Source organism: Aliiglaciecola sp. 3_MG-2023 (genome assembly GCF_030548205.1).
GTDB lineage: Bacteria > Pseudomonadota > Gammaproteobacteria > Enterobacterales > Alteromonadaceae > Aliiglaciecola.
Genome location: NZ_JAUORV010000007.1, coordinates 193,419 through 217,342 on the forward strand (window position 1 = coordinate 193,419; position 23,924 = coordinate 217,342).

The 23,924-nt window shown below is 40.8% G+C and carries 22 protein-coding genes; 9 read left to right on the forward strand and 13 right to left on the reverse strand.

Features of this window, described 5'->3' with window-relative positions:
* Positions 1-25: 25 nt before the first annotated feature.
* A complete protein-coding gene (gene cspD, locus Q4574_RS10225) occupies positions 26-244 on the reverse strand; it encodes a cold shock domain-containing protein CspD (protein WP_303473982.1) in 219 nt (72 codons plus the stop codon).
* Between the two features lie 226 nt (positions 245-470).
* Here cspD and clpS point away from each other — a divergent pair, with 226 nt between their 5' ends.
* Both clpS and clpA read left to right on the forward strand, forming a co-directional pair.
* A complete protein-coding gene (gene clpS, locus Q4574_RS10230) occupies positions 471-791 on the forward strand; it encodes an ATP-dependent Clp protease adapter ClpS (protein WP_303474072.1) in 321 nt (106 codons plus the stop codon).
* Between the two features lie 268 nt (positions 792-1,059).
* Positions 1,060-3,324 (forward strand): ATP-dependent Clp protease ATP-binding subunit ClpA, encoded by a 2,265-nt coding sequence (clpA, locus tag Q4574_RS10235; RefSeq protein WP_303473983.1) that lies wholly within the window; start codon positions 1,060-1,062, stop codon positions 3,322-3,324.
* A 94-nt stretch (positions 3,325-3,418) separates the two neighbouring features.
* Here clpA and infA read toward each other — a convergent pair whose 3' ends face one another.
* From infA to trxB, 4 genes are all read right to left on the reverse strand, one after another.
* Entirely contained in the window at positions 3,419-3,637 is a 219-nt protein-coding gene (gene infA / locus Q4574_RS10240) for a translation initiation factor IF-1 (RefSeq protein WP_008844395.1), read from the reverse strand.
* An 82-nt stretch (positions 3,638-3,719) separates the two neighbouring features.
* Positions 3,720-4,421: an arginyltransferase gene (locus Q4574_RS10245; protein ID WP_303474073.1), complete on the reverse strand. Its 702-nt coding sequence runs from the start codon at positions 4,419-4,421 to the stop codon at positions 3,720-3,722.
* A 2-nt stretch (positions 4,422-4,423) separates the two neighbouring features.
* On the reverse strand, positions 4,424-5,122 hold the full coding sequence (gene aat, locus Q4574_RS10250) for a leucyl/phenylalanyl-tRNA--protein transferase (RefSeq protein ID WP_303473986.1): 699 nt from the start codon (positions 5,120-5,122) through the stop codon (positions 4,424-4,426).
* A gap of 39 nt (positions 5,123-5,161) precedes the next feature.
* Entirely contained in the window at positions 5,162-6,118 is a 957-nt protein-coding gene (trxB, locus tag Q4574_RS10255; protein WP_303473987.1) for a thioredoxin-disulfide reductase, read from the reverse strand.
* 343 nt (positions 6,119-6,461) lie between these two features.
* On the opposite strand from trxB, the gene yfbV reads away from it, so the two are divergent.
* Positions 6,462-6,908: a terminus macrodomain insulation protein YfbV gene (yfbV, locus tag Q4574_RS10260; RefSeq protein ID WP_303473988.1), complete on the forward strand. Its 447-nt coding sequence runs from the start codon at positions 6,462-6,464 to the stop codon at positions 6,906-6,908.
* Positions 6,909-6,935: 27 nt separating this feature from the next.
* On the opposite strand, the gene Q4574_RS10265 is transcribed toward yfbV, so the two are convergent.
* The gene (locus Q4574_RS10265) at positions 6,936-7,427 is read right to left on the reverse strand and encodes a SprT family zinc-dependent metalloprotease (RefSeq protein ID WP_303473990.1); all 492 of its coding nucleotides are present in this window, start codon (positions 7,425-7,427) and stop codon (positions 6,936-6,938) included.
* Between the two features lie 91 nt (positions 7,428-7,518).
* Positions 7,519-9,381, reverse strand: a complete 1,863-nt coding sequence (sppA, locus tag Q4574_RS10270; protein ID WP_303473992.1) for a signal peptide peptidase SppA — start codon at positions 9,379-9,381, stop codon at positions 7,519-7,521.
* A 256-nt stretch (positions 9,382-9,637) separates the two neighbouring features.
* On the opposite strand from sppA, the gene Q4574_RS10275 reads away from it, so the two are divergent.
* A complete protein-coding gene (locus tag Q4574_RS10275; protein WP_303473994.1) occupies positions 9,638-10,189 on the forward strand; it encodes an NAD(P)H nitroreductase in 552 nt (183 codons plus the stop codon).
* A gap of 115 nt (positions 10,190-10,304) precedes the next feature.
* Here the strand turns inward: Q4574_RS10275 and Q4574_RS10280 are convergent, their stop codons facing one another.
* The 3 genes from Q4574_RS10280 to Q4574_RS10290 all read right to left on the reverse strand — a co-directional run bounded on the left by Q4574_RS10280 (position 10,305) and on the right by Q4574_RS10290 (position 14,197).
* On the reverse strand, positions 10,305-11,474 hold the full coding sequence (locus tag Q4574_RS10280; protein WP_303473995.1) for a trans-acting enoyl reductase family protein: 1,170 nt from the start codon (positions 11,472-11,474) through the stop codon (positions 10,305-10,307).
* Positions 11,475-11,709: 235 nt separating this feature from the next.
* Complete coding sequence (pyk, locus tag Q4574_RS10285; RefSeq protein WP_303473997.1) at positions 11,710-13,146, reverse strand: pyruvate kinase; 1,437 nt, start codon at positions 13,144-13,146, stop codon at positions 11,710-11,712.
* 199 nt (positions 13,147-13,345) lie between these two features.
* On the reverse strand, positions 13,346-14,197 hold the full coding sequence (locus Q4574_RS10290) for a MurR/RpiR family transcriptional regulator (protein WP_303473998.1): 852 nt from the start codon (positions 14,195-14,197) through the stop codon (positions 13,346-13,348).
* 287 nt (positions 14,198-14,484) lie between these two features.
* On the opposite strand from Q4574_RS10290, the gene zwf reads away from it, so the two are divergent.
* Genes zwf through Q4574_RS10315 form a run of 5 tightly spaced genes read left to right on the forward strand, consistent with a single transcriptional unit; the run spans position 14,485 to position 20,115 of the window.
* Positions 14,485-15,978, forward strand: a complete 1,494-nt coding sequence (gene zwf, locus Q4574_RS10295) for a glucose-6-phosphate dehydrogenase (RefSeq protein ID WP_303473999.1) — start codon at positions 14,485-14,487, stop codon at positions 15,976-15,978.
* Position 15,979: 1 nt separating this feature from the next.
* The gene (gene pgl, locus Q4574_RS10300; RefSeq protein WP_303474001.1) at positions 15,980-16,672 is read left to right on the forward strand and encodes a 6-phosphogluconolactonase; all 693 of its coding nucleotides are present in this window, start codon (positions 15,980-15,982) and stop codon (positions 16,670-16,672) included.
* Between the two features lie 8 nt (positions 16,673-16,680).
* Positions 16,681-18,516: a phosphogluconate dehydratase gene (gene edd / locus Q4574_RS10305; protein ID WP_303474002.1), complete on the forward strand. Its 1,836-nt coding sequence runs from the start codon at positions 16,681-16,683 to the stop codon at positions 18,514-18,516.
* Positions 18,506-19,459, forward strand: coding sequence for a glucokinase (locus Q4574_RS10310; protein ID WP_303474003.1), 954 nt, complete (start codon positions 18,506-18,508; stop codon positions 19,457-19,459). The genes edd and Q4574_RS10310 overlap by 11 nt, the downstream gene beginning before the upstream one ends.
* A gap of 5 nt (positions 19,460-19,464) precedes the next feature.
* Complete coding sequence (locus Q4574_RS10315) at positions 19,465-20,115, forward strand: bifunctional 4-hydroxy-2-oxoglutarate aldolase/2-dehydro-3-deoxy-phosphogluconate aldolase (RefSeq protein ID WP_303474005.1); 651 nt, start codon at positions 19,465-19,467, stop codon at positions 20,113-20,115.
* Positions 20,116-20,229: 114 nt separating this feature from the next.
* Here Q4574_RS10315 and Q4574_RS10320 read toward each other — a convergent pair whose 3' ends face one another.
* From Q4574_RS10320 to Q4574_RS10330, 3 genes are all read right to left on the reverse strand, one after another.
* The gene (locus tag Q4574_RS10320; RefSeq protein ID WP_303474006.1) at positions 20,230-21,597 is read right to left on the reverse strand and encodes an MATE family efflux transporter; all 1,368 of its coding nucleotides are present in this window, start codon (positions 21,595-21,597) and stop codon (positions 20,230-20,232) included.
* Positions 21,594-22,820 carry a gephyrin-like molybdotransferase Glp gene (gene glp / locus Q4574_RS10325; RefSeq protein WP_303474007.1) on the reverse strand — a complete coding sequence of 409 codons (1,227 nt, stop codon included), beginning with the start codon at positions 22,818-22,820 and terminating at the stop codon, positions 21,594-21,596. Before glp ends, Q4574_RS10320 begins: the two co-directional genes overlap by 4 nt.
* A 156-nt stretch (positions 22,821-22,976) precedes the next feature.
* On the reverse strand, positions 22,977-23,834 hold the full coding sequence (locus Q4574_RS10330) for a TraB/GumN family protein (protein WP_303474008.1): 858 nt from the start codon (positions 23,832-23,834) through the stop codon (positions 22,977-22,979).
* Positions 23,835-23,924: the final 90 nt, after the last annotated feature.

Genomic DNA, 23,924 nt, shown 5'->3' on the forward strand with positions numbered 1-23,924 from the left:
AAAAGTAGTATTAAGTCTAGTTTAACTATCTTTCAGGTTCATCGCTGATGTCTATGTTCTCAGCGTGCAAGCCTTTTGGCCCTTGCTGAACTTCATAAGTCACTTCTTGACCCGCTTTTAAAGATCGATAACCGTCCATCTTAATTGTGGAGTAATGTGCGAAAATATCTTCTCCACCATCATCAGGAACAATAAAACCGAACCCTTTTGCATTGTTAAACCATTTGACTTTTCCAACCGCCATACATCTGCTTCCTTTTAATCCCTTGAACTGACACTGCATAATCCCCACTATAAGAGTGTAGAGATGAGGCAAATCGACTGCACAACGTTTTGCCCTATGTAAAATGTAGATATTTTAACCTACTAATGTCAAGGTCAAATTAATTTAATCGACAAAAATAACGAAAAACAGCACAATTAATCGTAAATCAGCACAATTTTTGTCAAAACGGCACTATTATTTGAATATGAGTAAAGATAATACAATAAGCATAGATCACGATAAGCACTTAGAGGCAATCAAAAAGAAAGTTGAACCGCCTCCCATGTACAAGGTCTTGATCAATAACGACGATTACACTCCGATGGATTTTGTCATTGAGGTGTTGATGCGCTTTTTTAACATGGATGCTGAAAAAGCCAATCAACTGATGTTGACAGTACATTATCGGGGGCGTGCTGTATGCGGTGTTTATACCGCCCAAATCGCTGAGACAAAAGTGATGCAGGTCAATCAGTATGCTAGAAAACATCAGCATCCTTTAATGTGCAGCATGGAGCAAGCATAGGCAAAAGGATGTACAGTTAATTTTTTTAAATAGCGTTTTTTATGCAAATGATCGCATAAAACAATTGATTTTAACCTTTGAATCAGAGAGTCTGATAACGAAGAAATATGTAGAAATGGAGGCTTTAACCATGGAAACGTCAATTTTTAAAGGCGGTTTTTGTGGCTAATAAACTGATCATTAAGGTTTTATCTGATTCAGAAGATAACAACCCAAGTCAGTTTTCTTCAGGGTTAACCAACCAACCCGATTTTAGGAGGGTATAAGTATGTTGAATAAAGATTTAGAGCAGACCCTTAACGAAGCGTTTATCTTTGCCAGAGAGCATCGTCATGAATTTATGACAGTGGAACATCTGTTACTAGCGCTTTTGGATAATAAAGCCGCCAGAGAAGCTCTCAAAGCGTGTGGAGCCAATATTGAGTCTATCAAAGCCGAGCTAATCGATTTTGTTAAAGACACCACACCACTTATCTTAGAAGATGATACAAGTGATCGAGAAACTCAGCCCACTTTAGGCTTTCAGAGGGTATTGCAACGCGCCGTATTCCATGTGCAATCGTCCGGGAAAGAAGAAGTTACCGGTGCTAACGTTTTAGTAGCGATTTTCAGTGAACAAGAATCTCAAGCGGTTTATATTCTGAAAAAAACCGACGTTACGCGACTGGATGTGGTTAATTACATATCCCATGGCGTAAGTAAAAACGATGACGAAGCAAATGTTGAAAGCCAAGATGAAACTGCCGAGGGTGAAGAAAATACCTCAGTATTAGAAAAGTACTCGTCAAACTTAAACGTGCAGGCTAAAGCAGGCAAAATTGATCCCCTCATCGGCCGAGATTCAGAATTAGAACGCACAATTCAGATTTTATGTCGGCGACGCAAGAATAACCCTCTTCTAGTGGGCGAGGCAGGTGTAGGTAAAACTGCTATTGCAGAAGGTTTAGCTTATCGCATCGTTAACAATGAAGTTCCTGAAGTAATTGCATCTTCCACCGTATATTCATTGGACTTGGGCGGATTACTGGCGGGCACGAAATACCGTGGCGACTTTGAAAAACGCTTGAAAGGTATTCTCAAAGAGCTGAGTAAAGACGAAGATGCCATATTATTTATTGATGAAATTCACACTATTATTGGCGCAGGAGCTGCTTCCGGTGGGGTGATGGATGCATCTAATTTATTGAAACCCAAGTTAAGTAGTGGCGAATTGCGCTGTATTGGTTCAACAACCTATCAGGAGTATCAAGGAATTTTTGAGAAGGATAGGGCGTTAGCTCGTCGTTTCCAAAAAATTGACGTGACTGAGCCAAGTGTTGCTGATACGACTAAAATACTGATGGGCTTAAAAAGTCGTTACGAGAAACATCATAGTGTGCGCTTTACGAATCAAGCGATTAAAGCGGCCTCAGAGCTCTCTGCTAAGTACATAAACGAACGTCACTTGCCTGATAAGGCAATAGATGTCATCGATGAAGCTGGTGCGTCTCAGCGCTTGTTACCGGTTTCTAAAAGACGCAAAACCATAGGCGTAGGGGAAATTGAACATATCATTGCCAAAATGGCCCGTATTCCTGAAAAGTCAGTGTCAGCATCAGATAAAGAAACATTGAAAAATCTGACTCGTGATTTGAAACTGGTTGTGTTTGGTCAAGACAAAGCGATTGAAACCTTGTCTGACGCCATTCGCTTGTCGCGCTCCGGTTTAGGGGTGGAAACTAAACCCATAGGTAACTTTATGTTTGCCGGGCCTACAGGTGTGGGGAAAACTGAAGTCACTCAGCAACTCGCTAAAATAATGGGCGTAGAGTTAGTCCGTTTTGATATGTCTGAGTATATGGAGCGTCATGCGGTCAGTCGATTAATCGGCGCACCTCCTGGTTATGTCGGCTTTGATCAAGGTGGGTTGTTAACCGATGCGGTGATTAAAAACCCATATTGTGTTGTGTTACTCGATGAGATTGAAAAAGCACACAGTGATATATACAACATATTGTTGCAAGTGATGGATCATGGAACCTTAACCGATAACAACGGACGTAAAGTTGATTTCCGCAATGTGGTTTTAGTGATGACAACCAACGCGGGTGTTCAAGAAACCATTAAAACCTCCATTGGTTTTAAACAGCAGGACCACAGCTTTGACGCAATTAGTGAAATCAATAAAATATTTACACCAGAATTTAGAAACCGCTTAGATGGCATTATATGGTTCAATCATCTTGAATCAGACGTTATCTTACAAGTGGTAGATAAATTTATCATTGAACTGCAAGTCCAATTGGACAATAAGGGCGTTTCGATGGAAATTGACGATGCTGCTCGTCAGTGGTTGGCGAAAAAAGGCTACGATAGAGCCATGGGCGCGCGTCCAATGTCTAGAACTATGCAAGAGCATGTGAAGAAAAACTTAGCCAATGAGTTACTCTTTGGTGAGCTAGTCAATGGCGGAACCGTCAAAATTAGCGTCAAAGACGACAAGCTTAATTTCGATTATTCTAATCAAAGCTCTAAGCAAGCTAGTAAAGTTTAGTATTCTAACGGGTTACCCATAGAACACAGACTAGATAAACAAAAACCCAGCAATGCTGGGTTTTTTAATGCTAATTTAGCAAAAGGAACGTGTCTTATCTGGCGCGATAAATGATACGGCCTTTTGTTAGGTCGTAAGGAGTCATCTCAACTGTTACTTTGTCGCCAGTTAATATTCGTATATAGTTTTTGCGCATCTTTCCGGAGATGTGCGCAGTGACGACGTGTCCGTTTTCTAATTCAACGCGGAACATAGTATTAGGAAGTGTGTCCAATACGGTACCTTCCATTTCAATACAGTCTTCTTTCGCCATGTAAGTTGTTTACCTCAATTAATAAATAAGTGTCAAAAATGCCGCGCAGATTTTGCCCAATATGCGGCCAAGAGTAAAGCGCTTATGTGCTTTTTTTTGTGATTAATTGCCATTTATTGTTAATAAAGCGCTGATGTGGGTGAAAATTCGCCTTATAGCGCATTTTTTGACAGGCATCTATTTGATATCCTAAATACAAAAATGATTTATTATTGAGCTTGGCTTGCTCAATTTGTTGCAAAATGGAGAAGGTTCCTAAAGATCGATTAGCGAATTCTGGTTTAAAAAATGTATAAAGCGCAGAATATGCGTCACTCAACACATCGGTAACCGCGACACCGATGAGTTTGTCATCCATATAAAATTCGATAAAAAGTGTATCTAGCCAGTCACATTCGATGAATCCAGTATATTGATTTTTACTGGCAGGATACATGCTCCCATCGTTATGACGTTGGTTTATATATTCGGCATAAATAGGGTAGTATTCGGCTTTACTGTTGGAACTGGTTAATACTTGAATATCAGCGTTTTTATTTATAATACGACGTTGACTCTTAGATGCTAAAAATGCATCCACTGGAATTCTAATGGACTGGCACGCGTTACATTGATTGCAGTGTGGCCGATAAATTTGTTCCCCACTGCGACGAAAACCATGTCCGAGTAGGTAATTGTATTGATGATCCAGTTGATCATCACTGTCTGTTACCAACACCAGTAATTGTTCTTGTTCCTTCTCCAGATAACTGCATTGAAATTGCTGGGTTATACCAAATTTCATGTTCATGCTGTTAGCACCTGAGGGGCCCAAAATTTAGTGGGTTTCTTTTCCACTTCAGAGGCCAATAATTCCAAAAACGTTTTTCTGGGTATTTCTTCGCATCCCAAACTGGCTAAGTGTGGGTTTTGCATTTGGCAATCAATTAGCCTGACGTCATTGGCTTTTAGCAACTCAACTAAATAATGAAACCCAACTTTAGATGCATTAGCTTGGCGGCTAAACATGGATTCTCCACAAAACACATTATTGACAAACACACCATATAATCCGCCAATTAAACCCTCATCATTCCAAACTTCTATGGAGTGGGCGTAACCAGCTTGGTGTAGATTTTTATAGGCTTCTATCATATCTGTGGTTATCCAAGTGCCATTGTCTTTTCGTGGAATGGTAGAGCAGGCGTCGATAACATCATTGAAGCAGGTATCCATGGTGACCTTAGGCGTGGTTTTACGGATATGTTTAAGCAAACTTTTACTACTTTTATACTTTTCAGTAAAAAGCACGCCTCGTGGATCGGGACTCCACCATAAAATAGGCTCCCCGGCTGAGAACCAAGGGAAAATACCATGTTGGTAGCTCCTTACTAAGCGAGGGACACTAAGATCACCTCCAAAAGCTAACAGACCATTGGGGTCTTTTAAGGCATCTAAAGGAGATGGGAAGGTGAGAGAAGTGTCAAGCTTGTACAAGGAAATCATGGTTTATGTTCTCTCTAAAACAAGCTCGACCTTAACTGCTTAATCGCTTAATGCATCCAAGAACTTTTCAGCATCCAGTGCCGCCATACAGCCAGTTCCCGCGGATGTAATCGCCTGACGATAAACATGGTCGCAAACGTCACCGGCCGCAAAAACACCTTCCACGCTAGTTTGCGTTGCGTTTCCTTCAAGGCCACTGTTAATCTTGATATAGCCATCTTTCATATCCAATTCACCTTCAAATATATCGGTGTTTGGTTTATGCCCAATAGCAACAAACAAGCCCATGATGTCGATTTCTTCGGTCGCTTCCGAATTAACATCTTTTATGCGTACCCCAGTTACGCCCATTTCATCACCCAGTACCTCATCTAAGGTTCTGTCTAAATGTAAAACTACGTTGCCATTTTTAGCTTTTTCAAATAAACGATCAGATAAAATCTTTTCGCTTCTAAATGAATCGCGTCTATGAATAACATGCACTTCTGAGGCAATATTTGATAAATACAGTGCTTCTTCAACAGCAGTATTACCACCGCCAATGACTGCGACTTTCTGATTGCGATAGAAGAAACCGTCACAAGTGGCACAGGCTGAAACCCCTTTACCCATGAATGCTGTTTCAGATTCCATCCCTAGATATTTTGCTGATGCACCTGTGGCTATAATTAATGCATCACAGGTATAAGTACCATTGTCGCCTACCAAAGTGTAAGGGCGTTTGGATAGATCCGTTTTGTTTATGTGGTCAAAAATGATTTCTGTATCAAATTTTTCAGCATGTTTCTGCATTCTCACCATCAAGTCTGGCCCAGTTAATCCCTCAGGGTCCCCTGGCCAGTTCTCAACTTCTGTTGTTGTGGTAAGCTGTCCACCTTGTTGAATCCCTGTCAGCAAAACAGGGTTTAGGTTAGCTCGTGCAGCATAAACAGCAGCAGAATAGCCGGCTGGACCCGATCCCAAAATTAAAAGACGTACGTGTCTTACTTCAGACATAAATTGTTCTCCGAAAATAGTCAGGATTGAAGCAATCCGTCTGACCAATAAATAAATTAAAAAGTGCTTTTAAACATATGGATTTTTAAACTAGATTCAACGGTAAAAATTGTATTTAGATCAAATAATTTAAGATTTTAATTAAACTTAGTGAAAAGTTGTATTTTATATTCTCTTAATCGGAAAATAAATCGCACTAAATTTTAAATTTTTTGTTCAATTTACACATTGTTTCAATTGAATAGTGGTGAATTTACTCATTCTGCTAATTTATTTTGGTAAATTTTGTGATTAAAGATTATCCTTATATACAGTACTACGTCATTAAACAGCAAGGATTCAAATGTCTCAGAGTGTGACCGGAATATTTAAAGATGGTCAAGAATATATGAAAACTTGGCCAATGGAAAAACAGTTGAATGGGCTTTTTCCCGAATATCGGGTAATTAGCGCTACTAAGTTGTCGATTACCATCATGCCACCACTTGCTGTATTAAGTACGTTTTCTATTATCAACTTTTACGGCGATAGCTTTATACCTCAGGGCATCGCAATAGGCGCTTTTTTTCTGAGCCTGCCTATGCAGGGGTTAATGTGGTTAGGTCATCGATCTAATCAAACCCTTCCTCCAGCATTGCGCGCTTGGTATCAGGAAATTCATCATAAAATGCAATTACAAGGTGTGAAGGTTAACCAACAACGCTCTCAACCTCGTTATAAAGAATTGGCGAAACTATTGAAAACTGCGTTTAAAGAGCTTGATAAAGTGTTTACCAAGCAATGGTTTTAATAATTCCATCATTGTTAAAATAGTGCTTTATTGCGTTATCTGTATTAACTGTTGCTGACATTTTCGGCAGCAGTAAATCTGTTGTTTATTCACCACTTTATTATGCCTTCGAACCGTCAGTTTTACGGTTCCACATTTACATTGATAATCAAACATCTTCCCTTGAGTTTTAGTGGTGTCCATTTTGTGCCTTACCCTAGGTGGCAGATTGAACACATTGTGCATGATGGATTGCCATTCAATACCATGGGGTTTGACACGATTGAATCGCTGGAAAGCAACAATATGCGCTACTTCATGGGGTAAAACGGTTTGCATAAACTCTTCGAAATTATCTTTTAACAAAGTTGCGTTGAGTTTTATGATGTTTTTTTGAAGATGAGCGGTTCCGGCTATATTTCCCCTTTGATTGAACAACAATTGAGGGGCAACAAACGTCTGATTGAAATACCTATCTGCCATCTGTATACATTCGATTAAACGACGCTGAATTCGAGTTTGTTGTTCTGGGTTGATCATTTCAAGTGGGCTAATGCATAGGGTTAATTGAGTGTAGAGAAAATGATTAATGGCCAAAGTTGGCCATTAATCGTGGGTAGGATAATAGAAGTTAGTTTACTTCACAAACTAAACAATGGGCGTAAATACCATTCGGATCATTTAGTTTGGTAACTGCATCAACTTGTTCTAAAAGATCTTTAATAACGCCAGATACGACAGAGTCTTTTTTAGCGAAGGTGCCGTGACCAACTGTTGCTGATGCCTGTCTTAAAAACTCTTTCCAGAATTTTTCACTAGGACTTAAATCGCGTTCTACATATTTGGTTTCGTAATTTTCTAAATTAGCTAAATCAGCGGCAGCGGAAACGGCATCATCTAAGTAACCAAGGTTATCGACTAATCCTAAGTCTTTCGCAGTCTCACCAATCCAAACTCTACCTTGAGCAATTTTATCCACTTCATCAACACTCATGTTTCTTGAGGTTGCTACCAAATTTAGGAAATCTTGATAACCATGATTGATACTCATTTGAATGACTTGACCCACTCTTGGATCAAGGGCTTTTGTCACACTTAATCCAGCAAAGTCGGTTGTACCAACACCATCAGAGTGAATACCAAGATAATCTAAAGAGTCTTCAAAGGTCATAAACATGCCAAATATACCAATAGAGCCAGTGATAGTGCTTGGTGCAGCCCAAATTTCATCAGCAGTTGCCGATATCCAATAGCCACCTGACGCAGCATAAGTGCTCATTAGCGCCACTACCGGTTTGTTGGCGGCTTTAAGGTTTTCAACTTCTTGTCGAATGATTTCTGACGCAAAAGCGCTGCCACCAGGAGAGTCAACATAAAGTACAACGGCTTTTATTGTGTCATCCAGGCGGGCCTTGCGAAGCAAATTAGCGGTGCTGTCACCACCTATGTCACCAGGTTTTTGTGTGCCGTTTAAAATCTCACCTTTGGCGACGACTATTGCAACATGATCAACATCTACCTGAGGAAGGTGATAAATGGGTTTAATCACTTTTAGATAGTTGTTTAGGCTTATTTGACTAAAACTCTTATGCTCTTTGTCTTCACCAACAATATCAATTATTTCCTGTCTGACTTCTTCGCGAGTAGGTAACCCATCTACCCAACCGTTTGCCATTGCGTAGGCGGCAAAATCACCATCGGCTTGCTCAAATTTAACTAAAAATTTGTCGAGGTCTTCATCAAAGTCATTGGTCGTTAAATTGCGCGCTGCGGCAACATCAGCTTTGTATTGATTCCATAGTACAGTCAACCACGCTTTATTGGCTTCTTTCGCTGGCTCAGACATATCATCGCGAATGTAAGGTTCTACCGCAGATTTGTATGTACCTACTTTAAATACGTGAGTTGTCACTTTCAGTTTTTCAAGGGCCGCTTTGTAATATAGGGGGTATCTTCCGTAACCTTCAAACATCATGGCACCCATAGGATTCATGTACACTTTGTCAGCTTTACTTGCGAGGTAATACTGACTTTGAGTATAGAAATCTGAGACCGCATAGACTGGCTTACCACTTTCCTTAAAATCGTCAATTGCGACAGCGACTTGTTTCATTTTATCCATGCCTACATTGCCCATACCTTGGAGCTGGAGAATCATGGTTTTAACTCGATTATCGTGTTTTGCGTTTTCTATAGCAAACAACACATCTTTTAATAACACTTCTGGATTTTCTGGTTTTTGGCCAAATGCTTCTTCTAAAAATTTATTCATTGGGTCAACATAGCGCTTCTCTATCACTATGTCGCCTTCAATATTGAGCACTAAAGCGGTACTTTTCGGGACTAATACTTTGCCATCGTCTTTCATTAACATCGCAATTAAGCCGATTGCTAAAATAATAAAAATAATATTAAAAAATGCTTTTCGACAGAAATTTAAAACTGTCCAAATCCCAACAAAAAAAGATTTAGTCCAACTACTACCATTTGCCATATAGAAATTCACCTGAAATTGTACAATTTACTTATCCTAACGAATTTTAATAATTTAGCGACAACACAAATGTAATTTTTTATGAATGGGCAGATATTTATGATGAATTTTGCCCATTTGCAGCCTGGGCATGTGTTTTTCCCACACTAAATCCACTCTGATTAAAAATAGCTTAACAGGGTAACTTTGCGGTTGCAGTCAAACAATGAAGTTTGCATACTAATATCTGAATTTCAATTTTAGTCATTTGGTTATTATGCAAGCACTGGATTTACTGTTACACAGGCGTTCTCAACCCAGATTGAAGGGGCCCGCTCCTCAAGGTCAGCAGCTCGAGACAATTATGCAAGCGGCCCTCAGGGCGCCTGATCATGCTGGTTTGACACCTTGGAAGTTTGTGGTTTGTCAGGGCAGGGGATTGATTAAATTAGGCGAGATTTTTGAAGAAGCCGCAATCAATGAAGGTCTAGATGAAAACCAGATCCAGCGAGCACCGCAAATGCCCCTACGAGCGCCAATGGTGATAGTGGCAATCGCAAAGTATTCAGAGCATCCTAAAGTACCCTGGGTTGAGCAGGTAGCTTCAGCTTCTTGCGCTGTTCATAGTATGCAAATGGCCGCAGTGGCCCAAGGTTTTGGTGGCGTTTGGCGAACCGGTTCTTATGCCCAGAATGAAGATGTTAAATGTGCCTTCTTTTTAGAAGAACAAGATGAAATCGTTGGTTTTTTGTATCTAGGTACGCCTACAAATGATGCCATGCCAGCCCCGCAAAGAGACAGCGCTGAGTATTTTGAGTTTTGGAATTGATGAGTCGGAATGAATGTGTAGATAGTTTAATATTCAACCCCTTAATCAAAAAAGCCCCTTTTAAGGGGCGTTTTTATTGTGTTTGTTATCTTATCAATTAAGATAGAAAATTGCGCTATTCCAGCGTAAATGTCATCCCCGCTTTAGCAACTAATCGGTCTATTAATTTATTTCCCATAGCAGGAGCCGTCGTCCAAATTCCGCCTTTTACTTCTAGATCATCCTTAGCTAGACAAACGGCACACTCTGAAATCATCTTTGACGTTGTACCGTAACCAGGATCCATCGCACCTTTTACGCTGACCATCAGATGCTTATCACCTTCTTGAGCGGAAAAAACAACGTCAAAAAAGCCGGCTTCTCGTTCTTCTTTGCTTGGCCCTTCGCCTGGTTTAGGCCCTTCATCACTCGCCATACTCTTATCTTCAGCTACATGCTCGGCAATGGCTTTACCTTTATCTCCTGGTCCTGTGAACATCATTTCATCATAAATAAAGTCCTCACCATATTGATGGGATAATAAATAGTTTGAACGATGAATATTGCGAGTGTTAATTGCTGCCATGATAAAGGGGGCTGACCAACTATTAAACTCTTCTTCGTATATAGGTTTATTGCCTAGAGGCTGCTCGGGACCATTAAAACCTGGGGTTAAGGAAAACGGATTGAGTAAAACTTGCATAACTCCTTTATCTTTCTTGGCCGCAGCCATAGTGGCTTGTAAACTGGCTTTAGTCCCACCTGAAAATGTACCTTTCATACCTCTTACTCGCCCTTTCACTCGACTAAAAGTTCGTGAAAATCGTTGTTTGGCTTCTTGTTGCAGGAAATACACGCCCAAATCGAAAGGAATTGAATCAAATCCACATGAAAATACAATTCTAGCGCCACTTTTTTCCGCAGTATCTTGATGTTGGGCGATCATATCGTGCATCCACGTGGGTTCACCACAAAGATCGACATAATCTGTTCCAGACTCTGCGCACAAGGCCACTAAATCGTTGCCGTATAATTGATAGGGACCGACTGTGGTTAACACTACCTTAGTGCTTTGAACCAGGGATTTTAGGCTGTCTAAATCATTTGAGTCTGCGACTAAACAGTCGACCTCGGAACTCAGATTCAAATCCGATTTTATTTGTTTGAGTTTGTCTAGATTACGCCCAGCAATAGCCCAGTTTAGAGCTTGTTTACCTGAATAGGTATTGCTTAGGTATTCTGCAACGAGTTGGCCAGTAAAACCAGTGGCTCCGTATACAATCACATCGTAAGTTGTTTTCGACATAATATTTTCAACTAATCATTTTCTATTTATAGGAACAAAGATAGTAAACAAATTAATCTTAAATTAAGAGTTAATATGACTTATTAGCGACTATTGATATGGCAAATAGTTAAGCTCAAAATAGGAGCGTAAACTTAGAAGTGTAATTTTTAGAAGTTAATTATGGATGACAATTAAAAAAGGCACTATTACACAGCTCTGTAATAATGCCTTAATTAACGCGTTACGTTACTTGTTAAGGTACGGTAACGATTTTAAATGCGTTAGTGGACCCTATGGTTTCCATTTCATCACCGTAAGTCATAACAAAGCAATCGCCGCTTTCAACGATACCTTTGCTTTTAAGCACATCAATCACATCTTGTTTTAACTTACCTGGCTCACTGCCTCGAGAATCAAAGTAAACCTGCTTTACACCTCTAAACAAGGCCATGGTATTTAACGTTGACTCATGACGTGACAATGCAAAAATAGGTAGGGAGGTGGTAATACGAGACATAATTTTAGATGTACTACCACTTTCTGTTAAGGCAATAAGTGCTTTAATACTTGCTAAGTGATTCGCCGCATACACCGCAGATAATGCTACTGTTTCACTGACGGAAGCGAATTTTTCATCAACTCTGTGTTTCGATATTTTGACGCTTGGATGGGTTTCAGCTCCTTCACAAACCCGAGCCATAGCGGCAACGGTTTCAACTGGAAAGTCACCAGCTGCGGTTTCGGCTGAAAGCATCACTGCATCGGTACCATCTAAGACTGCGTTTGCTACGTCCATGACTTCCGCACGGGTAGGCATTGGGCTGCTAATCATCGATTCCATCATTTGCGTAGCTGTAATGACCACTTTGTTCATTTGTCTGGAACGAGCAATTAATTTCTTTTGCACTCCCACTAGCTCAGCATCGCCAATTTCAACTCCTAAATCGCCACGGGCAACCATTACTGCGTCTGAAGCTTGAATGATGTCATCTATCGCTTCATCACTGGCAACGGTCTCAGCTCGTTCGACTTTTGCACAAATAAGGGCTCTGCAACCTGCTTCTACTGCAAGTTTGCGGGCGTAATCTAAATCGGCACCGCTTCTAGGAAATGAAACCGCTAAATAATCAACATCCATTTGTGCTGCGGTTTTGATATCTTGTTTGTCTTTTTCTGTTAGTGCTTCTGCTGACAACCCACCGCCTAAACGATTGATCCCTTTATTATTTGAGAGCTTTCCGCCAACGGTGACTTTGGTGAAAACTTTTCTGCCTTCTACTTTTTCGACCAACAATTGAATACGGCCATCATCTAACAACAATAAATCATCAGGGTGAACGTCGTCCGGAAGCGCTTTGTAATCAATACCAACGGCTTGCTGATTGCCATCTTCTTTAGCCATTTCAGCATCAAGAATGAATCCATCGCCAATTTTTAGAGTAATGGGGCCTTCTTTGAATCGAGACACTCGGATTTTTGGACCTTGCAGATCACCAAGAATGGCAATGTATTTCCCTAGTTTTTTCGCCACATCTCTAACGATTTTCGCGCGGTTGATGTGATCTTCAGCAGTTCCGTGAGAGAAATTCATACGCACAACATTTGCACCTGCTTTGATTATGCCTTCAATCATTTCAGGAGTATCGGTTGCGGGTCCAAGAGTAGCGAGAATTTTAGTACGTCTTAACATAGAATTTAGTGTCCGACTTGGTTTGTTAAAAAATAACCTGAATTGGCGAATAAAAAGCCGATTTGTGTTTTTTCGGCAAATAACACGACTACAAGTTCAAGATTTTGTAATTTTATTACAAAATAGTAGTGCAAAGTGTCGTAAAAGTGAATTTATTTCATTAAAAATTTGATGAAACTTAAATGACACTTTGTTGTAGCTACTCATCTCTTTTTTCAAATCTAGAGCCTCTGAGGGTATCTTTTACCCGTTTAAGGTTTTCTCTAAACTTACCGCCGCGCCTTAACGTAAAGCCTGTAGCAAGAATATCAATTAGAATTAATTGGGCGATTCTGGAAGCCATCGGCATGTACATATCGGTGTCTTCGGGAACTTCTAACGACAACACTAAATTACATTCTTTGGCTAGGGGGCTATTTTTCGAGGTGATACCCACAACAGTTGCATCATTTGCTCTGGCGATATGAGCTATTTCCACTAAGCTTTTCGTTCTGCCAGTGTGGGAGATTAACACCACAACGTCATCTTCTGTGCTATTCATGCAACTCATGCGCTGCATTAAAATGTCTTCGAAATAAACGACTGGCACGTTAAATCTGAAAAATTTATTGAGGGCATCATGGGCAACAGAAGCACTGGCACCTAATCCGAAAAATGATATTTTCTGAGCCTGAGTGAGTAAATCAACAGCACGATTAACGGTATTAATATCCACCGATTGTCTAGCAACCTCTAGTGATGCCATGGTTGATTCGAATATTTTTTTAGTATATTCGTCAGGGCCGTCACTTTCCTCCACGTGTCTATTGACATAAGGCGTTCCGTTGGCAAGACTTTGGGCTAAGTGTAATTTGAAATCTGGAAAGCCTTTGGTATCCAAACGGCGGCAAAACCGGTTGACGGTAGGTTCACTAACATCTGACATTTTAGCAAGGGTAGCTATACTTGAATGTATTGCAGTCTGAGGATTGTCGAGGATAATATCCGCTACTTTTCTTTCAGATTTACTAAAAACAGACTTATTTTGTGTTATTTTTTCAAGAATATTCATCGGTGCATAAATCTTATTGTTATGTTTTGACTTAAAATAATCGGCATTTAATACTCATTTTGCCGCTTTGTTACTGTAATTGTTGTAAGTTTTTATCAAATTAGCCAGCATTTTTTATTAGCTTTGGTAAAATAAACATAATATTTGTAATTAAACAAGAGTCGTAATGTGTTGTAATATTACAACATATAATGTTAAATTTTAGATCAATTGTCATAATAATACGTAATTCATGTGTTGTAATTACATTTTATGAGTGTTCATTCTTCTCTACAAAGGTTATTAAAATGGTATTGGAAAATTCTATTGAACCATGTGATTTTGTCCTTTTTGGCACAAAAGGCGATCTAGCCCGCCGTAAATTATTGCCGGCTTTATATCAATTAGAAAAAGCAAACTTGGTGCATGCCGATTCACAAATTATCGGCGCCGCCCGTCAAGATATAAGTGATGAAGAATACGTTGAAGATGTAAAAAATAGTATCGTTGAGTTTAGTGGCGAAACCATATGTGAAGAAACTTGGGAGCGCTTTGCAGAAAAGCTCCAGTATGTGTGTGTCGATATGAAAGACGTCGACAACTACCCAACATTTAAAAAGCACATAGATAGTTCGCGTACCATGGTCTGCTACTTAGCAACTCCGCCTTCTATTTTTGGTGATATTTGTAAAGGCTTGCACAATGCGGGTGTTATCGATTCAAGTGTTCGCGTGGTGCTTGAAAAACCCCTAGGTCATGACTTGCAATCATCCAAAGTGATCAATGATCAAGTGGCAGAATTCTTCGACGAAAAGCAAATTTATCGCATTGATCATTACTTGGGTAAAGAAACAGTGTTAAATCTGGTTTCATTGCGTTTTGCTAATTCAATTTTTGCCACTAACTGGGACCACAACTGCATCGATCACGTGCAAATTTCTGTGGCCGAATCAGTGGGAATCGAAGGCCGTTGGGGTTACTTTGATGAAGCAGGACAAATGCGTGACATGGTGCAAAACCACTTGTTACAAATTCTCACGTTGATTGCAATGGAGCCTCCCGCTGTATTGGATGCCGACAGCATTCGTGATGAAAAGCTCAAAGTACTGAAAGCACTTAGACCTATTACCGCAGCCAATGTGCAAACAGATACCGTGCGTGGTCAATATGTTGGCGGTTTTGTAAAAGGGAAAGAAGTACCGGGTTATCTGGATGAAGAAGGGGCGAATACTAAATCTGAAACAGAAACCTTTGTATCTCTAAAAGTACATCTGGATAATTGGCGTTGGGCAGGGGTTCCTTTTTACCTGCGCACTGGTAAACGTTTACCCAGTAAAACCAGTGAAGTGGTCATCTATTTTAAACGTCAGCCTCACAACTTGTTTGGTGAAAGTTTTGCGCAATTGCCTCCTAATAAACTGACCATACGCTTACAACCTGATGAGGGTGTCGAAATCACCGTCATGAATAAAGTTCCAGGATTGACCAGTAGTGGATCTATGGACTTACAAAAGTCGCGCTTGAACCTTAGTTTCTCAGAAGAGTTCAAAGACGATCGAATTGCCGACGCATATGAAAAATTATTGTTAGAAGTGATGATCGGGAATCAAGCACTATTCGTTCGACGCGATGAAGTTGAACAAGCTTGGACTTGGGTGGACGGAATTTTCCGAGCTTGGGGAGCGAACAATGATTTGCCTGAACCCTATCAAGCGGGAACCTGGGGACCTGTAGCATCAATAGCGCTGCTAGCTCGAGACAATCGTGCTTGGTATGAATCTCGAATTGGGAAGAAAAAATAATATGGCGTTAATTGAAACTAAATTTTCTTCTGTTGAAGAATTGAATGAAGATTTTTCAGCGCAAATTGCAAACATTTTAAAAAACGGGATAGCTAAAAACGGTCGTGCTAGCCTTGCGGTTTCTGGCGGGCGTACCCCAGCAAAATTGTTTAACCAACTTTCAACGCAAACACTGGAATGGGATAAAGTTGACGTTACCTTAGTGGATGAGCGTTGGGTGGAAGAAAGTGATCCTGCAAGTAATGCTGCTATGGTTAAGCGTGAACTACTCATCAATAACGCGGCAGCAGCGAATTTTTATGGTTTAAAAACCTCGGAAGGCGATGCCCGTAACGCAGTGTCTTTCCTAAATGAAAATCTAGCTAAAATAAAAACGCCTTTTGATGTTTTGATTCTTGGCATGGGAGAAGATGGTCACACAGCTTCATTGTTTCCATGTTCAGAACAAATAGAGCAGGGGTTAAATACGGATATAGATAGTGATTATATTGCGGTTACCCCCACCACTGCACCTAATCAAAGAATGTCACTCACCTTAAAAAGTATTCTTAAAAGCGAGAATATCTTTTTGCATTTAGTTGGTGAATCTAAAAAACGTATTATCGACATTGCGCAGCAAAGTGATGACGCCTTGGAAATGCCTATACGAGCCGTCTTTAATAATACTGATGTGAAACTTATTTGGGCTGCTTAGGAGAACATATGAATTCTGTGATTCAAGAAGTAACCGAACGGATTATCGAAAGAAGTCGACAATCCAGACAAAATTATCTCGATAAAATTGAAAGTGCACGCTTGCAAGGGCCACATCGTGGAGTGTTATCCTGCGGTAACCTAGCCCACGGCTTTGCAGCTTGTAATACCGAAGATAAGGCTGATTTAACCAGCTTAACGAAATCTAATATTGCCATTGTATCCTCATACAATGACATGCTTTCTGCTCACCAACCCTATGAAGCGTATCCGCAAATTCTGAAAGACGCGATACGAGATATCGGCAGTGTAGCTCAGTTTGCAGGCGGTGTTCCGGCCATGTGTGATGGTGTTACCCAAGGCAATCCAGGTATGGACTTGAGCTTGATGAGCCGTGATGTGATTGCATTATCTACCGCTGTTGGACTGTCGCATAATATGTTCGATGGTGCTTTGATGCTGGGTATTTGTGACAAAATTGTGCCCGGGCTGCTAATGGGCTCTTTGAGTTTTGGGCACCTTCCCACTGTTTTTGTTCCTGCTGGTCCTATGCCATCAGGTATACCCAATAAAGAGAAAGCGCGTGTACGCCAAATGTTCGCTCAGGGGAAAGTAGGGCGCAAAGAATTACTTGAATCTGAATCGAAAAGTTATCATTCAGCGGGAACTTGTACGTTTTACGGGACTGCGAACAGTAACCAATTAGTCGTAGAAGTGATGGGCTTGCATTTACCAGGTTCGTCCTTTGTAAATCCAGGAACAGATCTACGGGATGAACTGACTAAAGCTGCGGCCCGTCAAGTTACTCGATTAACCGATTTAGGTGATAATTATACTCCCATTGGTCATATTGTAGATGCAAAAGCTCTGGTAAATGGTCTTGTTGCCTTATTAGCTACCGGTGGCTCAACTAACCATACTATGCATTTAGTGGCAGTGGCGCGTGCTGCTGGATATGAAATAAATTGGGATGACTTTTCGGATATTTCCAATGCAGTACCATTGTTGACGCGTATTTACCCCAATGGTTCTGCGGACATTAACCACTTTACAGCAGCAGGCGGCATGGCTGTCTTGTTTAAAGAGCTACTCAGCGCAGGATTGTTGCACAATGACGTTAAAACCATCTGTGGCGATGGCTTGGAGCAATATACCAAAGAACCTACTTTAAAAGATGGTGAGTTAACCTGGCAAGATGGTCCGGTTGAGTCATTTGATAAAGAGGTCATTTCATCGGTTGCTAAGCCCTTTAAACCCGATGGTGGTTTATCGGTATTACATGGTAATTTAGGCCGTGCGGTAATGAAAACATCAGCTTTACGTGAGCCTCATTGCAAAATGAAAGCGCCTGCTGTGGTATTTGAAGATCAATTCGAATTAGCGGATGCCTTTAAAGCGGGTGACTTAGACAAAGATTGTATCGTTGTCGTGCGCTTCCAAGGTCCAGCAGCCATCGGTATGCCTGAGCTGCATAGTTTAACCCCTCCTTTGGGCGTACTTCAGGATAAAGGCTTTAAAGTTGCCTTGGTTACTGACGGTCGTATGTCAGGTGCCTCTGGAAAAGTGCCTGCCGCTATCCATGTAACCCCTGAAGCCTATCACGGCGGTTTACTCGCCAAAGTTGAAACAGGTGATCTGATTGAACTTAACACTGAAACCGGTGATATGAGTTTATTGGTTGATGCAGAAGAGCTTGCCAAGCGCAAAGCAAAAGTTGCGCAAACCGACAAACATCAGGTGGGCATGGGACGTGAAATGTTCGCCTCTATGCGCAACTCCTTAACGGGTGCAGAACAAGGTGCCTGTTCGTTATTTGCGGGTTCAGGAAACCAACATGACCTTTAAGTTTGTCGCTGATGTTGGCGGCACAAATATTCGTATTTGCCAAGTTGAAGAGCATAAGTTAATCAACATAAAAAAATATCTGTGTGCTGATTTTGCAACCATAGAAGATGCCATCAAACATTACTTCAGCGAATTTCCTGAGGTTGAATTTAGTTATGGTTGTATTGCTATTGCCTGTCCTGTAATCGGTGATTGGGTCAAAATGACCAATCACACCTGGGAGTTTTCCATTGAGCAACTAACCAAAGGGTTATCTTTGGATTGGCTGGGGGTTATTAATGACTTCACTTCTGTGGCGCATTCATTGCCGGTGTTAAAAGATGATCAAAAAGTGCAAATTGGCGCTGGTGCGCCAAAATTGAATGCCAATATTGCGGTTTTTGGACCAGGTACGGGACTAGGAGTAGAACATCTAACGTTTACGGATAAAGGTTGGAAAGCACTCGATGGAGAAGGTGGACATGTTGATTTTGCCGCTAATGACGAAAATGAATTCGCTATTTGGCATTACTTGAAAAAGAAATTAGGACATGTTTCTGCTGAAGAAGTGCTGTCGGGAAGAGGCATTGTACATATCTATGAAGGGCTGGCAGAGAAAAAACAGCAAGCAGCGATTTATGCTGATCCAGCCCAAATTACTGAAAAAGCGCTATCGGAAGAATGCGAACTCTGCGTGGAAACATTGCAACAGTTTTGCAAGATTATGGGTAGTTTTGCAGGTAACTTAGCGCTTAATTTAGCAACTCATGGTGGCGTATATATCGGTGGCGGTATTGCTTCTCGTTTTGTTGAGTTTATTAAAAGTAGTAAGTTTCGTGCTCGTTTTGAAGACAAGGGACGATTTAGACATTATGTCTTAAACATTCCAACTTACATCATTATAGAACCTGATCATGGTTTATTGGGCGCAGCTGCCTATTTACAACAGAATCATAAGGAGTAAACATTATGTCATTTAATTGGAAAATGAGTTCGCAAGAAGTATTTAGTCAGGGACCCGTAGTACCTGTATTAGTGATTAAAAACATTGAACATGCAGTACCTGTCGCTAAAGCGTTAATCAAAGGTGGCATTCGTGTTCTTGAAGTGACTTTACGTACAGAGATTGCTCTTGATGTGATTAGAAAAATCGCAGCAGAAGTGCCTGAAGCTATTATTGGTGCCGGCACTGTTACCAATGAAAAACAACTGAAGCAGGTTGAAGAAGCAGGTGCAATTTTTGCTATTAGCCCAGGCTTAACTACTAGCTTATTGGAAGCCGGTAAACGTTCATCCATCTCCCTTATTCCTGGTGTGGCGTCAATATCTGAGTTGATGACAGGATTGGATATTGGTTATACCCACTTTAAATTTTTCCCTGCAGAAGCCTCAGGTGGCATTAAAGCACTGAAATCAATTGGTGGTCCTTTCCCTGACATTACATTTTGTCCGACTGGCGGAATTGGCCCTAATAACTACCTTGACTACTTATCATTGCCTAACGTGCAGTGTGCCGGTGGTTCTTGGTTAGTGCCTGATGATGCAGTAGAAGCGGGTGATTGGGATCGTATCACTGAGCTTGCTAAAGCTGCAGTTGATGGTGCTAAAACACTATCCTAATAGCGTTTTTCGTAATTTAGTCAACAAAAGCTTGTATTGATTACAAGCTTTTTTTATGAACGAAGGCTTAAAAGATGTGCTCTGCAGGATAATATCAAGGTTGTTGTTTAGCACTCAAGCACGTTCGAATACCTCTGGGCTGAGCTTTAAGCGTTTTTGAATAACGTTCAGTCTGATCCCCAACATGATAGCTGCACTGGTTAAACCACAAATAAATCCAATCCAGAATCCTGATGCGCCTAAAGCTGGCACAACAAAGTCGGTTAGTGCCAAAATAATCCCTGTGGGTAAACCCACCCCCCAATAGGCAAAAAAGCAGATGATAAACATGGCTGTGGTATCTTTGTAACCACGCAATGCGCCTGCGGAGATGGCTTGTATGGAATCAGATAGTTGAAACATTGCTGCTAAAGTCATCAAACTCATGGCCAACTCTATCACTTTTCTATTTTCGGTATACAACATTGAAATTTGTTCTTTGGCGACTATGGTTAGCAATGCTGTAAAACACGCAATAAAAAGCCCTAACAGGATTGCTGTTTTGGTTGCCAAGGCTGCTCCCACTTGATCTTGTTTACCCCAAAAATGGCCAACTCGTATGGTAGTGGCCATCCCTAAACTTAACGGAAACATAAACATTGTGGCTGAAAAGTTAAGGGCAATTTGATGGGAGGCAACTGTCAGCGGCCCAAGGGGAGATAATAGTAACGCCACTACACCAAATAGAGTGACTTCAAAAAGTAAGGTTAGGGCGATGGGTAGCCCCAGTTTTAAGGTTATATAAATCTGATTAAAGTCAGGCTTCGACCAGCCATCAAATAGATTGCTATTAATACGTTTGGAAAAGTGGATATAACAAGCTGTTCCTATAAACATGGTACAAAAAACTAAACTTGTGGCTAAACCACTGCCGACACCGCCCATCTCTGGCATCCCAAATTTACCGTATATGAAGATGTAGTTGGCTGGAATATTGATAATTAGGCCTAACCCCATAATCAGCATCGTTGGTTTAGTAAACGACAACCCTTCACAGTAGTTGCGAAGAATTTGATAACCCGCAAAAGCAGGCGCTGATAGCACAATATATTTCATATAATCAGTGGTGATTTTGCGTAAATTGTCTTCTATGTCCATCAACGAAAACCAGTATTCGAGATAAAATACTGAAAGAGTAATGCAAAGGGATACTGGGATAATCAAGAAAGTGGCTTGATGGACAGTATATGCCGCTTTCTTCGTTTCTCCTGCACCATGCAATTTCGCGACAATAGGCGGAATGGCCATGGCTAAGCCTTGCACAAAGCATAAAATAGGAATAGTAATACTAAAGCCAATGGCTACCGCGGCCATATCTGTAGCTGAATATCGGCCAGCCATAATGGTGTCAGATACCCCCATAAGGGTTTGTGTTATTTGCGCGATAAGTAGTGGCCAAGTCAGACTGACTAGCTGTTTTAGTTCTATTTTTAAATTAGTCAAAATAATTCAATCTTAATTTTTGCACCTGTTGGCAAGTTAGTTTGATCTTTTTCAAGGAGGATATAGCAATTTGCATTAGCAATGGAAGACATTATGCCTGAGCCTTGGCTACCATTGGGTTTGACCCAATATTCGCCGTGTTCATCTTGATAGGCGATACCCCGTTGAAAGTCGGCGCGTCCAGCTCGCTTATAAATAGGTTCAGCGCACGTAGCGTTGACAGTCTGGGAAAGGGGAGGAGTGCGTCCCATTAATTTATCTAGCACAGGAGTGACTAGTTTCTGAAAAGTGACATAGGAAGATACAGGATTGCCCGGTAAGCCACAAAAAATAGCCTTGTTAATTGAGCCAAATGCAAAAGGTTTACCTGGTTTAATAGCTACCTTCCAAAAGTTTATCTGGCCAATTTTTTGCAAAACTTGTTTAACGTAGTCTGCACTGCCAACAGATACCCCTCCACAAGATAAAATGACATCCGCATTTTCACTTGCATCCAAAAAAGCCTCTGCAATTTTGTTAGGATCATCTTCAACAATACCGTAGTGGAGAATATTGGCATTCATCTGTTGCAGTAAGCCGTGCAGGGCAAATCGGTTGCTCTCGTAAATTTGCCCGCTTTTTAACTCTTCTCCAGGTGGCACTAGCTCATCACCTGTAGCGATTACCGCCACTTTGGGGCGGCGGAAAACAACGACTGATGACTCGCCAATGGATGCTAATAAGGCCATATGAGCAGCGGTTAGCTTTTCACCCGCAGGAATAATTTGTTGTCCAGATTGAATATCTTCACCGGCTAAGCGCACACTGGTACCTGCTTTTACCTCTTGATTTAGAACGATATGACCTTCGTTTATAAGAACATTTTCCTGCATCATCACAGTGTTCGTGCCAGGCGGAAGTATGGCTCCTGTGGTGATGCTAACGCAATGTCCTGCTTTTACTTCATCTTCAAAGGGGACGCCAGCTAACGCTTGACCTTGGATAGACAATTTAGTGCCTACAGGTGAAGTACCATCAACGTGGAATGCAAACCCATCCATAGCCGAATTATTGCTAGGCGGCACTTGGCGATTTGCGAAAACAGCTTCAGCGGTAATACGATTTAACCCATGGAGCACAGAAATTGTTTCGCGCTCAACTAAGGCTTGGCATTGCTTTAACATTTCAACTAATGCTGTTTCAATGGGCATCAAGGTTGGTTTGTTTGAGTCACTGTTTTTCATTCAAATGAACACTAAGGCTAGAAGTGAAAGAGGGCGCTAATATAACGTGATTTTAGTCGCTTACCAAATCAAAATAGCGTAAATGTGAGTTTAGATTGTAAAGAATGAAGAGGTAGTGAATGCATTTGGAATTCAATCGCTACCCCATTGACGAAGTTAGTATTTCTCGACTTTGTAGCCTTTTTCTTGCAACAGTTTAAGGACGCTTTGATCTCCCGCCAAATGCAAGGCACCTACTAAAATTAACTCACTGTGCTGATTACCAAAAAACTGTTCAATCTTCGGTATCCAATTTTTATTTCGTTGCACTAATAATTGATCATATATCTCTTGATAATCACGTTCCATTTCATCGATACCCAATTCGGCTAGTTTATCTAAATCACCCGTACGCCAAGCTTCAATGAGTTTAGGCATCATCTGTTTAATATTTGCTACGTCTTTTAAACCATAGGCAATCATTGCATCCTCGTCGCCTTTACCCATATCGGCAAGCATCGCCATTTGTTCTTCTGGTTGTTCAAACCAATCAATATGTTTTTGATCGCCAATGCCTTTTACTGAGTAATAGGCGTCGACTCCAGCACTACTTACGCCCATCATCTGCAGTTCAATCATGGATAAGGTGACGGATAAGAAACTGGGCTTTAAGGTTGCAAATTGTTGAATCGACAGGTTGCGTTCTTGCAAATGAACCTCTAGGGCTTTGTAGGTTTTCTCTGATAAGAAATCTTTGATGGTTCTACCATCTTGCAGCAGGATATAGTGCAATGATTGTTGTTGAAATTCGGGGCTGTTCATTCTGCTAATATCCGATTCAAATACAAGGGTATCTGAAGCTTCATATGCTTTTTCGAACTTATCCGGCAAGGGGTAATCCTTTTCACTTAAAACATGAATAGTGCCACCAATAACCACTTGGTCATCGCCTTTACTTACTTTCCATACGGGGGAAGCCACCGTATAAAAAGACTGTAAAAGCATCAAAAGTGACACGAATAAAATTTTGTACATGCTGTAAATTCCTTGAATAATTTCCAAATTAATTGTTTCAAATAGAAGAGGATATTTTAAGATCGAGCTCCTCAGTACAAATGTAGTTGA

Bases quoted from the DNA above. Each gene is read 5' to 3' on its own strand.
- zwf (WP_303473999.1), top strand. From the start codon at position 14,485: ATGGTATTGGAAAATTCTATTGAACCATGTGATTTTGTCCTTTTTGGC.
- Q4574_RS10290 (WP_303473998.1), bottom strand. From the start codon at position 14,197: ATGAATATTCTTGAAAAAATAACACAAAATAAGTCTGTTTTTAGTAAA.
- trxB (WP_303473987.1), bottom strand. From the start codon at position 6,118: ATGTCTGAAGTAAGACACGTACGTCTTTTAATTTTGGGATCGGGTCCA.
- clpA (WP_303473983.1), top strand. From the start codon at position 1,060: ATGTTGAATAAAGATTTAGAGCAGACCCTTAACGAAGCGTTTATCTTT.
- yfbV (WP_303473988.1), top strand. From the start codon at position 6,462: ATGTCTCAGAGTGTGACCGGAATATTTAAAGATGGTCAAGAATATATG.
- Q4574_RS10315 (WP_303474005.1), top strand. From the start codon at position 19,465: ATGTCATTTAATTGGAAAATGAGTTCGCAAGAAGTATTTAGTCAGGGA.
- Q4574_RS10330 (WP_303474008.1), bottom strand. From the start codon at position 23,834: ATGTACAAAATTTTATTCGTGTCACTTTTGATGCTTTTACAGTCTTTT.
- Q4574_RS10265 (WP_303473990.1), bottom strand. From the start codon at position 7,427: ATGATCAACCCAGAACAACAAACTCGAATTCAGCGTCGTTTAATCGAA.
- glp (WP_303474007.1), bottom strand. From the start codon at position 22,820: ATGAAAAACAGTGACTCAAACAAACCAACCTTGATGCCCATTGAAACA.
- pyk (WP_303473997.1), bottom strand. From the start codon at position 13,146: ATGTTAAGACGTACTAAAATTCTCGCTACTCTTGGACCCGCAACCGAT.
- Q4574_RS10280 (WP_303473995.1), bottom strand. From the start codon at position 11,474: ATGTCGAAAACAACTTACGATGTGATTGTATACGGAGCCACTGGTTTT.
- infA (WP_008844395.1), bottom strand. From the start codon at position 3,637: ATGGCGAAAGAAGACTGTATTGAAATGGAAGGTACCGTATTGGACACA.
- Q4574_RS10275 (WP_303473994.1), top strand. From the start codon at position 9,638: ATGCAAGCACTGGATTTACTGTTACACAGGCGTTCTCAACCCAGATTG.
- clpS (WP_303474072.1), top strand. From the start codon at position 471: ATGAGTAAAGATAATACAATAAGCATAGATCACGATAAGCACTTAGAG.
- cspD (WP_303473982.1), bottom strand. From the start codon at position 244: ATGGCGGTTGGAAAAGTCAAATGGTTTAACAATGCAAAAGGGTTCGGT.
- aat (WP_303473986.1), bottom strand. From the start codon at position 5,122: ATGATTTCCTTGTACAAGCTTGACACTTCTCTCACCTTCCCATCTCCT.
- Q4574_RS10245 (WP_303474073.1), bottom strand. From the start codon at position 4,421: ATGAAATTTGGTATAACCCAGCAATTTCAATGCAGTTATCTGGAGAAG.
- edd (WP_303474002.1), top strand. From the start codon at position 16,681: ATGAATTCTGTGATTCAAGAAGTAACCGAACGGATTATCGAAAGAAGT.
- sppA (WP_303473992.1), bottom strand. From the start codon at position 9,381: ATGGCAAATGGTAGTAGTTGGACTAAATCTTTTTTTGTTGGGATTTGG.
- pgl (WP_303474001.1), top strand. From the start codon at position 15,980: ATGGCGTTAATTGAAACTAAATTTTCTTCTGTTGAAGAATTGAATGAA.
- Q4574_RS10310 (WP_303474003.1), top strand. From the start codon at position 18,506: ATGACCTTTAAGTTTGTCGCTGATGTTGGCGGCACAAATATTCGTATT.